Origin of the sequence: Desulfosediminicola ganghwensis (genome assembly GCF_005116675.2) — a bacterium.
In the GTDB taxonomy this organism is placed as follows: domain Bacteria; phylum Desulfobacterota; class Desulfobulbia; order Desulfobulbales; family Desulfocapsaceae; genus Desulfopila; species Desulfopila ganghwensis.
Window position 1 is genome coordinate 61,669 of the sequence record NZ_CP050699.1, and the last position, 12,439, is coordinate 74,107.

Genomic DNA, 12,439 nt, shown 5'->3' on the forward strand with positions numbered 1-12,439 from the left:
TTAAAACTCAGGCATGGGAAGAAACAATCTGACCGTAAAAACCGGATTGGGCTAATAATATACTCTATTTTCGGGAAATAGTTTAATATCATTTTGCTTTCACTATTGCACTCTACAGCCCATCCTCCGGTCGACCCAGACATATAAATCCATGTGGGAGTCAGGTTTTTAAATCTTGACAAGCTGCCAACCACTGAACATGATTTCATGTTGAATCAGTAATATATCTATTTCTGGTACGTTACAGTTGCCCGTCTGCTCACTAACAGCGCCACCAGCCCTCTAACCTCAAGGAGTGAATATGGATTTCAATTATTATATCCCCACCAGGATTCTTTTTGGCCCAGGCAAGCTCAATGAACTCGCAAACGAGCAACTGCCAGGAAAAAAGGCACTGGTCGTAATTTCCGGCGGCACTTCCATGAAGGCCAATGGGTATCTCGACAGAGTGGTCAGCCTGCTCGGCACGCAACAGGTTGAAGCTGTCGTTTTCGATAGAATTCTGCCCAATCCAATAAAACAGCACGTCATGGAGGGAGCGGCGATCGCCCGCGAAAAAGGTTGTGACTTTGTCATTGGTCTTGGCGGCGGCAGCAGCATCGACAGCGCCAAGTCCATTGCCGTAATGGCCAAAAACCCTGGCGACTACTGGGATTATATTGGTGGTGGCACCGGTAAAGGCCAACCTGTTGAAGGTGGTGTGCTGCCTATCGTCGCCATCACCACCACCGCAGGCACCGGCACCGAAGCCGATCCCTGGACCGTAATCACCCACGAGGAGCGCAACGAAAAGATTGGCTTCGGCACCCCCGAAACTTTTCCGGTACTCTCCGTGGTCGATCCTGAGTTGATGCTGACAGTCCCGCCCGAGCTTACAGCCTACCAGGGCTTTGACGCCTTTTTCCACGCAGCTGAAGGGGTTATCGCCAACATTGCCACACCGGTGAGCGATATTTACGCGCTGAAATCAATTGAACTGCTGAACACTTCACTCCCGGCTGCAGTGGCAAATGGTCAGGACCTGGAAGCGAGAACCAACGTCGCCCTGGCCAATACCCTCTCGGGTTTCGTGGAATCCACCTCTTCCTGCACCTCAGAGCACTCTCTGGAACACGCTTTAAGTGCCTACTACCCCAAACTGCCACATGGAGCCGGACTCATCATGCTGAGCCAGGCCTATTTCACCTTCTTTGCCGATAAGGCACCAGAGAGGCTGACCCTGATGGCTCAAGCCATGGGTAAAGATGTGAACAGTGTTGAGCCTGAGCGTCAGCCACTGCTGTTTATAGAGGCCCTGGCAGAGCTGCAGAAGAAATGCGGAGTGGACAACCTGAAGATGTCTGACTACGGAATCAGCGAGGAAGATATCCCCAAGTTAGCGCAAAACGCTTTCGATACCATGGGATTTCTGTTCACTCTTGATAGATATGAAATGACGCTGGATGACGCCATATCCATAATCAGGAAGGCGTATAAGTAATCCGTGGGACGTTGGAAGTACACGTTATCTGTTACTTGAGGTGACTACACAATTACTTCCAACGTCCAACTTCATGCCTCCAACGCCTTCCACCTCACTCCTCACCGTATCCCTCCGATTCTGACAGCGTCTTATACCCACCCCACACCCGGGTTGCCGTGGTCAAGAAACAGAGTACGGCAAAACACCAGGCCATGGTCGGAAATGCGGCCGGGAACAGACAGATCGCCACAAAAAAGAGGATTGTCTCAGTACCCTCGGCGAGACCTCCCAGATAGTAAAAACCTTTATGGGGGTAGGTAATATTTACCAGTCCCCTACGCTCAGCCATGATGGCGTAGGCCAGAAAGCTCGCCCCCGTTCCGACAAAAGAAAAGATCAGTACGGCTGCCGGCAGGCCATTGACCGCGGGATCGGCCAGGCCAAAGCCGACGACTACCCCGGAATAGAAGATAAAATCGAGCACAATATCAAGGAATCCGCCCGCGTCGGTGGTGACCTTGATACGAGCCAGTGCCCCGTCCAACCCATCTGCGATTCTATTGATCAGGATTAAAGCAAGTGCTGTCAGATACCAGCCCATTGCCAGGGCCGGGATGGCCAGCATACCAACCAGAAAGCCAGCCAGGGTTACCTGATCTGCAGAGACACCTCGTTTATTGAGCCACTTTGCTCCGCACTCCAGTCCGCCCTTAAGCCAACCAGTAGTCCAGCGATCAAGCATTCATATCTCCTGCCAGTTGTGGATTTTGGCGTAATTCAATCACCGCACCACCACAACTATCCTCAAAATCATGAGTCACCAGAAGGGCCGGGATAGCCAGAAAAGCAATCTGCTCGTGCACAAACTCCCTGAAGCTTGCCCGCAGTGGTTTATCGAGCTTTGAAAATGGTTCATCAAAAAGAACAGCCTCCGGCTTGGCCAAAAGTGTTCGAAGCAGACTCACCCTTGCCTTCTGTCCACCCGAAAGGGTCGCCACATCACGCCGGATAAACTCTTCAAGTCCGGCCCGTTTTAGATTGTGCACGATAATTTCCTCCCGCTCAGTCCGTGACAGGCCCTGGGGTAAACCAAAGGCCAGGTTGCCGAACACATCAAGATGGGGGAACAACAGATCGTCCTGGAAAAGGATACCGACCCGGCGCTTTTCCATGGGCATATCATTCAATCTTCTACCATTTAAAAAGATATCACCGACAATTTTAAAACCGTGTACCAGATTACCGGCAACGGCGCCAAGGAGAGTTGATTTACCGCAACCACTCGGCCCCATGATGGTGGTAATCTCTCCTGCACCGATGCTCACGTTAACCGGTGCAAAAAGCTGCTCCCCTTTATGATGAACCTGTACCTCATCCAAACGTAAAGTCATCACCATTCCCCTTTTTCATTCTGCATCGCACGTCTGTTACGAAAGGCCCAGGCAGGCAGAAAAATTGCCAGGGTGTACATCAGCATCGGCAACAAAAACTGACAGAGCGCATAGACCGCCACAACCCTTCGATCCGACCCACCGGCAAGGCTAACTGTCTCGGTGGTAATGGTCATAAACCGGCCCGCTCCAAGATACATCGTCGGCAAATATTGAGCCACACTTACCGCGAAACCGGTTGCTAACGCAAAAACAATCGGCTTGGCCAGCATCACCAGTTTGACCCTGAAAAAGCTACGTAGCGGTGAACCGGATAAACTCACCGCCACCTGGGTATAACGATTGTCAAAACCTCTATAAACACCAGAAAGCGTAAGAAAGACATATGGCAGAACAAAAATAAGATGAACTCCCACCATGCTCAGCCAGGTTCCCTCAACACCAAACAAGACCGCAATGGTCTGGATACCGAACAGGAATGCAATCTGTGGCACCAACAAAGGCAGATAGACCAGCCACATGACCTTCTGGCTATCCGCCCTACGCCCTTTTCGTGCCAGCTCAATCTCATTTTCGAGACAACCTATTACCAGCACTACTGCAATGAGAGTTGCCAACACCCCGACCACAAGAGCAATCCATACCGGCTCAGCAGTCTGGGACACTCCACGGGCCCAGAACCTGAGACTGTAGACCCCGGGCAACGACTCAGGAAATCGCCAGCTCCGCGTAAAAGACCAGAGAACAAGCACCAGAAATGAAAGCAGACTGACCAGTAACAGCAGGGCAGAGCTGAAATATGCGGTCGCTCCCGACAAACCGAATCGCTCAGAGATTGAACTGCGGCTGCCATCAATGAGCCTGTCCCTGCTCAAACGATAGATAATCTTTTCGGCCAGCAGAAAAACGGCGATTGCCGCCATCACCAGCAAAAAAAGCCAGGTCGCACCCGCGGCCCCCAACAGACGATACCCCACGTCTGAATCATTAAACCAACGATCCACCAGGACCGATAACGTCGGCGGTAGATTCGGCCCCAGAATCAAGGCCACATCCACAACACTTAAAGAATAGGCAAGCACTGCTAAAACCGGCAATCGCAGATGAGGGTAAAGTTGCGGCAGTACCAACCGGGTCCAGATACGGGACCTGGAGTAGCCGAGACTGTGGCCGACCCAGAGTGTTCTGCGGATATCCAACTGATTGAGACCGCTGAGGCACATTAAGAGTAAAAAAGGAATTTCCTTGAAAGCAAGGGCCAAAGTCAGGCTGATTCCGTATGCATCCTTCACGGTTGCCCAGCCCGGCGGCACCTCAAACCCTGTTAACTCTGGTGAGATAATCCGCACCAGCCAACCGCTTGGCGCAATCAGGAAGCCGAAACCGATAGCAAAGGCCGCATGGGGCATAGCCAGAAGGACAGCCAGTGACCGTTCAAGAAGGCGCCAGAGAGCAGATCCGTAAATCTGGGTGGTGATGAGCAGAGAAAGCCCAAGGGCAATCAGGGTCGCACCAAGGCCGGTCGTGATAGTGTGAAAGGTTGCGGATGAAAAGCCGGGCTCACGAAAGAGTGTGAAAAAAACCGATACATTCAGATCATACGCCCCGATTGCCGGTAAGTAACCGAGCGCTGGTAACCAGGTGCCGGCCAGACCAATCAGGATGGGGATACAAAAAGCCGACAGGGTCAGAATGGGAAAAAGCGCCAGTCTACTCCCTGGTCCGGTAGGTTTATCCACAGAACTCATCGATAATTACGCCTCAGGAGTCTGGTGGAGAAGAACATTTTTTTGTTCAGGTCCTGATTTCGGGTTACAGCTGAGCTGAGCCATTCAGTTGATATCACCAGCATCAATTTTCAACCAGCAAAGTCGAACATGGCCCAGGAGGTTATGCCTGCAGAGGCCTACTTCCGGTAGCGGGCAAGCCAGGTCGTCTCCAACGCCTCAACCCAGGACGCATGGGGTTCCAGGCGAACTTTGCCAAGCTCCTGCGGGCTCAAGGTTGCAACACCTGCCTCAATATTGTCAAAAAGCTGTTTCTGCTCCGGTGTCAGCTTGCCCATGGCCAGAACGGTAGGATCACCCCAGATAGCCGGGTCCGCTTTTCTCGCCTGGGCTTCAGGCGACATCAGAAAATCTGCGAAGACCATGGCGCCCTCTTTGGCAGATGAGTTGAAGACCACCGCCAGGAAATGGCTATTTCCGATGGTGCCGCCCTCATGCACATAGGTCCGGATACTCTCCGGCAATTCACCGCTGGCGATGGCATTGCTGGCATCATTTGGGTTGAAGCTGAGGGAAATGAATATCTCACCGTCACTCAGCAGCTGCTTCATCTCAGGAGCACCATTGGCAAAAGTTCTGCCACTCCGCCACATTACCGGGTGCAATTCATCCAGAAACGCCCAAAGCGGCGCGGTAATTTTTTCGAAATCGACCGCATCCACAGGTTTTTTCAGCAACTCAGGATTTTCAACGAGTTCCAGCAGAGCCTGCTTCAAAAAGGTTGTGCCGTGAAATTCGGGCGGAGCCGGATAGGTCACCCGGCCAGGATGGGTTTTAGCGTAAGCAAGCAGCTCCTGCATGTTAGCCGGTGGATTCGTTACATGAGCGGTGTCATACATGAACACCAGCTGAGCCATTCCCCAGGGTGCTTCAAGGTTTTCTACAGCAATGGTGAAATCATATACAGTTGTTGGTTTTTTCTCAGTATCTACAAGCTGATAGGAGGGAAGTTTATGGGTAAATGGCGGACCAAGCAGGCCCTGTTCTTTCATGGCCCGAAAGTTTTCACCATTAATCCAGACCAGATCGACTGTGCCGCCGCTGGTTCGTCCGGCGCTTTTCTCTGCCAGGATGCGGCCGACCACATCACCTATATCGGTGACCTTCACGTGTTTGACCGTCACGCCATATCTCTTCTCGACTTCAGCCGAAGCCCAGCGTATGTACTCGTTTATAACCTCGGAGCCGCCCCAGCCATTATAGTAAACAGTCTGCCCCTTTGCTTTGGCGACGATAGACTGCCACTCACTATTTTCTGTTTCCGCCTGCAACGGGTTGACCAGCACCAGCATTGCAAGCAGTACAGCTCCTACAAATCTACCCAGCTTCATTCTTCCCCCTTGTATGATAGTCGGCGGCAATGCCCCCCTGGATTCAAAGCGAGTTTGTGTAAGATTTTTGAGAAATTAATAAACCTCGGCGAATTTCATTTCCGCTTCGGTTGTGCCGATCAGGATAAGTTCATCTCCATCACGGAGTGGTAAGGTCGGGTCAGGCCCCACCAGCAGATCCCCATCTGATTTGATGGCGACAACCGAGCAACCGGTAAGAGGCCTGATCCTGCTCTCGACCAAGGTCTTGTCCACCAGTTTTCCAGGTACAGGCAGGCTGAAGATATTGAGTCCCTCAGTAAACATGGAAACCTCGTCTGTCTTCAGCGAATTGATAACGGCGTTTGCGCCCATGGACGCGTAAGAAAGTACCAGATCCGCTCCGGCCATGTGCAGTTTCGGAACGTTACGCTCATTCGTGGATCGACAGATGAGCTGTACATCCGGTCGTAGCTGGCGGCAGTAGAAGCTGAGATAAATATTCATCGCATCATTATGTGTCGTCACGATAACAGCGCGAGCTTTATCGATGCCAGCCTCCTTCAGAATGTTGAAATCCGCAGCATCCCCCATGATGAACTTCTCGTCGCTTGAAGCGACGGCTGCCCGTTTTTCAATGATCCTGTAAGGAATATTATGCTGTTCCAGTACCTCTGCAGAAGCGAGCCCGACCCGGCCGCCACCGAGAATAAGGACGGGTGCGTCTTCGTCAAAGCCGGTTTCGACAGCCACATAGAGCTTTTCAAAATTTCGCAGCTGTTCTTTGGTACCGGCCAGTAAAAGCAGAGTGCTGTCAACGATCCTGGCATCCGGGTGGGGAGCGTCGAAACGCCCTTTATCCCATAGACCAATGATGGTGGTTCCGGTGCGTTGTCGGAGGTCTACATCAATAATCGCCTTACCGGCAAGACTCGTTCGTTTTGCCGAAATCTCCGCAATATACAGTTCATCGAAATTACTAATAATTGTCGTAGCACTACCAAGGCCCACCGTCCGCTCGGCAAGTGCAAAACCCAACATCTTCATAAACTGAAAGACATGGGTATTGCCGGGATAGTTCAAAATATCCAGAGAATGATCCCGGTCTGCGGAAGTCACAATGGGCACACTCTTGCTGATCTCGCGCACGGTAAATGCGATATTTGTGTTCATCAGATCATCATTGGTGGCCACAACCATCGCCGCATCGTGAATGCGGAGTTTTTTGAAAGTCTCAGGATCGTCAGGTTCCCCGACCACCACCTTGTAGCCGGCATCATGAAGTTCGCCACCCTGCTGCTGGTCGGCTGCGATCACCACATACTCATAATTTCTGCGCGAAAGTTTTTCGATCAGTTTTTGGGTAATAGGCTCCAAGGTGGTTATGATCACGTGTCCCTTGGTACCTTCCGGAAGCTCGCGGGGAGTACGGCTTTTGACCTGTGCCTCGAGCCAGGGTTCGTAGAAAAACTGAATAAAGGTAAACGGCAGCATGATCAGCATACAGATCACACCTGTCACCAACACAAAAATAGTAAAGACCAGCCCGAGATCACTATGGAATGTGATATCGCCGAACCCCAGGGTGGACATGACGGTGAGAGCCCAATAAAACCCGGTCACCCAGCTGAACTGTCTGCCCTCATAGACCATCAGGACATGGAACATTATACTATAAACAGTTACCAGGCTGAACAAAAAGCCTAGAAACTTAGCTAGCAGCACCAGATTGCGCTTGGTCGTCTTATTTTGAAAAAAATAGAGGATTTGAGACGGTAAATATTTCATAGCTACTGGTATAATACGTACAAAAGGCTATTTAAAGCGTAGTCAGGGTCAGGGCGATTTCCGCTGACGTAACCCCTCACCTGTTTTCACTTCTCACCTGCAGACAACCATGCACCTGAACACAAGACAATACCCAGGGTAATCTCCTGTTCAGGCAACAAAAAATCAAACACGGAATCCGGGTAACAAAGTAAACCAATTCCAACGAAGTGCAGAAGCTATAATGGAACTAACTAATTATCAATGAAATTTTTCCGATCAAATCCTGTTACACTGCATCAGTTGTTCACCGAGAGATTTATTTTAAAATTCAATAATTCATTTTATGCCAGCATACCACCCTGTCTGGCGTAACTCGCAAAGATAAACCTGATGATTTATCAACAGCATCTCATTACAGTATATAAAACGAGTTGAAAACATTTCTCCCCCCGGAAGCCTTTACATGCGCCAAATGTTATGTACCTTGCCACTCTTTTTCATGGTGAAGATATTCAGTACCAGATTCGCCAGTCTTATCAGGTTGACAATAGTGGGCTGTTTTCTCACCGGATCATCCACGACCTAGGTCGGGAGCCACGCCAATTTATAGAACAGCCTTATGACAATGTAATTTTGTTTGATAGCGGGCTCTTCAAGTCCGTCGCAGAGTTCACCGACCGGGACCCTGATCTGTTGCTTGAAAATTTGTTATGGAATTTTCTCCCCAGGGGTTACCGCGACAGGCTGGCTCAATTTGACCGCTGCAATGGTGACCCCGGCCCGATGACCGACCAGCAGAGGGCAGCCATCGACAGGCAGATCCATATGTTCGACAGACGCCGGATCTATTATCTCTATTACGGTGCGGTCGATCAGAGCAAAATTTTCTCCATGCGCCCACCCGTTTTCAGACCGTTGCTTAACCAGAGCAGAGATGAACGGGAGTATGTTTTTGTAGAGATGGAAAAGGCACTGGACCCTGGCGAGTACCGCAATTACATTTATGCCATCCTCAACCTGCATGTGTATTTTACCGCTTCTTACGCCACGTACATGCCTGAAGCATTGCCCGAGCAGGAAGTTGCCGATTATTTCGTTGAGGCGCTATGCCGTTTAAACAGCGCTCATTCTTTCTGGCAACACGAACCGAAGCAGACCTGGCTGCACCCGCATCTGGTACGATATATGATAATGTTCTTTGATTACATTCCCAGGAACAGAAGTTATCAGAATGACTTTATTCGCCAGTTCATGAACGACCATCGCCGCTTCTTCTGGCCCGATCGCACCAAAGATATTGCAGAAGACGAGGTCGTCAAACTCTATGGACAGTCGTTAAAGTTTCTTAAAGAAATGGCGCCAAAAGAACTCAGCAGACTCTATAGGAAAAAAGCTCTCGAATTGCACCCCGATCAGGGTGGCGACCATGACGCTTTCGTGGAGCTCAACCGAATCTATCAGCTCCTGCAGAAATCCGCCCGGAACTGATCATCCACTCCAACCAGGAGCGCTGACGATGAATCGGCGCCCACAATAAAAGAAAAATACATGAAAATCGAAACCTTGCTCGGCAAGGACGTACAATACAGTTCTCATTACGATCCCAAACTGCTGCAACCTATTCCCAGAAACCTTGGTCGTGGCACCGCCCAACTCCCAGGGGCCAACGGCCAGTACCCTTACCACGGTGAGGACATCTGGAATGTTTACGAAGTCTCCTGGCTATCCGCCAATGGAAAACCCGAGGTTGCCATTGCCGAGATCAGAGTTCCGGCCACCTCAGAATTTTTGATCGAGTCTAAATCGCTCAAGCTCTATTTCAACTCTTTCAACATGACCCGCATTGAAAATGCTGCATCTCTTACTGCAATACTTGAAGGAGATCTCGGTCAGGCCGCCGGCGGGAAAGTCAACGTCACACTCACCCTGGCCAATCAATTTGACGGGGTACAGGTGGCTGAGCCGACCGGAATCTGCCTGGATGAACTGGAATGCAACGATTTCAGCTATAAGGTAGACCCTTTGCTGCTCACGGCTGATCCTGAATCAGCCTCCGCCTCTGAGACCCTGTTCAGCCGCTTATTCCGCTCCTGCTGTCCGGTAACCGGCCAGCCCGACTGGGCCACGGTACAGGTCAGTTATGAAGGCAGGAAAATAGAGCGTGCCGGGTTACTCCGTTATCTCGTCTCATACCGGGAGCATACCGGCTTCCATGAGGCCTGCGTCGAACAGATCTTTCATCACCTTATGGAACAATGCCGGCCTGATTACCTTGAAGTCTCTGCCCGCTTCACCCGTCGCGGCGGTATCGATATCAACCCGGTCCGGTCCATTTCTGCCTCCAACTCAGCCAGGCAGTGGCCGAATATCCGTGATCCCCGCCAGTGAACGTAACAGCATGAAAGAAAAAACCCGGAATCAGTCTGGAGCTGATTCCGGGTTTTGGCCTGTATGATTGTTACAACAACTGAATATCAATAATTGAGATTAACCTGCTCTCCGTTCAGGTAGAGTTTCTGTTCGCGGGTCTCGGCGTGGTGTTTCAGTGTTTCACCTTCTTCCACAAAAAATCCCTTGCTCATTCCCGGCAATAGCGGAGTAATCATTTGAGCCTTATTTTCCGCCAGCACTGACGGCATAACAAAGTCAGAAGTGTAGTCGAGATATTCAAAAATCATCTCTGGATCATTCATCATGGGCATGATTTGGGCCATGGTCAGATCTTTTTTCATTTTCAGCACGACACCACCGCTCAAGTCCCCCTGGGGCAAAGTGGCCGACATATCCTTCACATACACCTCAAATCCCTCTTTGAGGAATTTCTCGTAAATGGCCATGAGCTGCAGCCCATAATTCATCATTTTGTCCTGCAGCACCCTTTCCAGTGCTTTCGGATCATCCCCCACGGTGGAAATATCGGTAAAGAGCTTGCCGGCAAGTTCCAGATAAAGCCGCATTGCTTCTTCATATGCTGCACCATCAACACCTTTTGCGCCAATAGTGACCGTCGCGTTTTCTACCTTTTCAACCCCATCGCTGATTTCTTCGACTCCATAGAGTGCCTCTATGGCCAAGGCCTTTTTCTCCTGGTCATACTCTACCCCATACTCGACGCTGAGATCAGTCATAGCAATTTTCTGAGCCTGCTCCTCGGCAGTGATGGAGGCAACTCTGAGTGCAGTCACACCTTCCCATATATACGTCGAAATCTTGGTTACATCAGAGCTGAAGGCGACATTATTCATCGCCACCGTACCAGGAATTGCCGCACCTCCCCAATCTCCCGTCATCACGAAAGAATCAAGCTGCAGATCAGTATCAAAACTCATGCTGCCAGGCTGCACTTCAATGGTCTGGTCTTCAACCGCAAGGGAGAACGCGCTGATATCAATCTCGGAATGAATGTCACCGGTAACAGCGTAGGTAGTAACCAAGCTCACCGGCTCTTTACCACCAAGTTTTTCCTCGATAAATTTCAGGTACCAATCATTTTTTTCCAGACTGCTGTATGAAGTTACATCGGTAAAACCATGCTCGGCTCGTTCAAGCAGGATAATCTCATCAATACCATAAAGTGCTTTCAAATCTCCGAGATTGAGCTTCCACTCGATCTCCGAGTTCAAAAAACCCCGTTCATAACGCACCAGAGTTGCCGACGCGTTGGTTCCACTCTCGGTATACATCCTGTTCAGTTCGTCCAGGCACCGGTTGAACCCTTTTTCCATAATGATGCCGTTTACAAACGGCATACAGCATGCAGCTATCGCCAGAATCAGGACGATACCGATAGCTATCTTTTTCATGCCTACTCCTTGATGTACGTGTTAGTTGCCAAATACTTCTCAAAAACGGCAGATTTAAATAACAGGTCAAAAACTCAAAGCTCTGAAAAGAGCCTTACTTTAGCATAGCTACCCTATCAGGCTTATGGAGATGTCGCAAGATTTCAATGGAGAAAAAACATCAAAAAAAGCAGGATGTTCAATCCACAGGGAGGGCGTTGGAGTTTACCTGGGAAGAGAGGAAAATCAGCTCTCGGTTGCATCGAACTTATAGCCTGCGCTGTAAACGGAATGAATCAGTTCCCCGCTATACACCTCGCTGATTTTTTTACGCAACTTTTTAATATGGCTGTCGATGGTACGATCGCTCACCACCCGCTGATCCGGATAGATTTTGTCTATCAACTGGCCACGGGAATAGATCCTGCCCGGCTGCCCGGCCAACAGAGCAAGCAGATGATATTCCACTACAGTCAGGTTGAGAAGATTGCCGTTCAATCGTACCTGCAGCTTGTCGGCATCAAACTGTATTCCCACCTTTGTATTTTCCGCAAGGGTTCTTTGAGAACTGCGCCTGAGCACAGCCTTTACCCGTGCCACGACCTCCCGTGGGCTGAACGGCTTGCAGACATAATCGTCCGCCCCGAGTTCAAGGCCGCGCAGTCTGTCCTGCTCTTCCACCCGGGCGGTCAACATGATTACCGGCACTGTCGAAAATTGCCGAAGCTCTGCACATATTTCCAGCCCGCCACGCCCCGGAAGCATCAGATCGAGCAGAATCAGGTCAGGCTGGTTATTCTTCACCCAATCAATCACCCCATCACCACTGTACAGCTGATGGCTGCCAAAGCCGGCCTGGCGTAAATAGTCGCTGAGCAGTTGTGCCAGCTCCCTTGCGTCCTCAACTATGAGAATTGTCTGTTCCATATAGAATCTA

At 50.4% G+C, this 12,439-nt stretch carries 10 protein-coding genes; 3 read left to right on the forward strand and 7 right to left on the reverse strand.

All coding sequences use genetic code 11. The features are described 5' to 3' along the window. Positions 1-301: 301 nt before the first annotated feature. Positions 302-1,480: an iron-containing alcohol dehydrogenase gene (locus FCL45_RS00270; protein WP_136795309.1), complete on the forward strand. Its 1,179-nt coding sequence runs from the start codon at positions 302-304 to the stop codon at positions 1,478-1,480. A 94-nt stretch (positions 1,481-1,574) separates the two neighbouring features. Here FCL45_RS00270 and FCL45_RS00275 read toward each other — a convergent pair whose 3' ends face one another. The 5 genes from FCL45_RS00275 to FCL45_RS00295 form a co-directional block, all read right to left on the reverse strand. Then, the gene (locus tag FCL45_RS00275) at positions 1,575-2,204 is read right to left on the reverse strand and encodes a CDP-alcohol phosphatidyltransferase family protein (RefSeq protein ID WP_136795310.1); all 630 of its coding nucleotides are present in this window, start codon (positions 2,202-2,204) and stop codon (positions 1,575-1,577) included. Then, the gene (locus tag FCL45_RS00280) at positions 2,197-2,853 is read right to left on the reverse strand and encodes an ATP-binding cassette domain-containing protein (protein WP_136795311.1); all 657 of its coding nucleotides are present in this window, start codon (positions 2,851-2,853) and stop codon (positions 2,197-2,199) included. Before FCL45_RS00280 ends, FCL45_RS00275 begins: the two co-directional genes overlap by 8 nt. Beyond that, entirely contained in the window at positions 2,853-4,592 is a 1,740-nt protein-coding gene (locus FCL45_RS00285) for an ABC transporter permease (protein WP_136795312.1), read from the reverse strand. Before FCL45_RS00285 ends, FCL45_RS00280 begins: the two co-directional genes overlap by 1 nt. 167 nt (positions 4,593-4,759) lie before the next feature. Further along, positions 4,760-5,971 (reverse strand): ABC transporter substrate-binding protein, encoded by a 1,212-nt coding sequence (locus tag FCL45_RS00290; RefSeq protein ID WP_136795313.1) that lies wholly within the window; start codon positions 5,969-5,971, stop codon positions 4,760-4,762. A 75-nt stretch (positions 5,972-6,046) separates the two neighbouring features. Further along, complete coding sequence (locus FCL45_RS00295; protein ID WP_136795314.1) at positions 6,047-7,738, reverse strand: potassium channel family protein; 1,692 nt, start codon at positions 7,736-7,738, stop codon at positions 6,047-6,049. A 459-nt stretch (positions 7,739-8,197) separates the two neighbouring features. Here FCL45_RS00295 and FCL45_RS00300 point away from each other — a divergent pair, with 459 nt between their 5' ends. Continuing rightward, positions 8,198-9,208 carry a hypothetical protein gene (locus FCL45_RS00300; RefSeq protein ID WP_136795315.1) on the forward strand — a complete coding sequence of 337 codons (1,011 nt, stop codon included), beginning with the start codon at positions 8,198-8,200 and terminating at the stop codon, positions 9,206-9,208. Positions 9,209-9,268: 60 nt separating this feature from the next. Then, positions 9,269-10,108, forward strand: coding sequence for an NADPH-dependent 7-cyano-7-deazaguanine reductase QueF (gene queF, locus FCL45_RS00305; RefSeq protein ID WP_136795316.1), 840 nt, complete (start codon positions 9,269-9,271; stop codon positions 10,106-10,108). A gap of 86 nt (positions 10,109-10,194) precedes the next feature. Here the strand turns inward: queF and FCL45_RS00310 are convergent, their stop codons facing one another. Together FCL45_RS00310 and FCL45_RS00315 are read right to left on the reverse strand one after the other, a co-directional pair. Further along, entirely contained in the window at positions 10,195-11,523 is a 1,329-nt protein-coding gene (locus FCL45_RS00310) for a DUF945 family protein (RefSeq protein WP_136795317.1), read from the reverse strand. Between the two features lie 225 nt (positions 11,524-11,748). Further along, on the reverse strand, positions 11,749-12,429 hold the full coding sequence (locus FCL45_RS00315; protein ID WP_136795318.1) for a response regulator: 681 nt from the start codon (positions 12,427-12,429) through the stop codon (positions 11,749-11,751). Positions 12,430-12,439 lie beyond the last annotated feature (10 nt).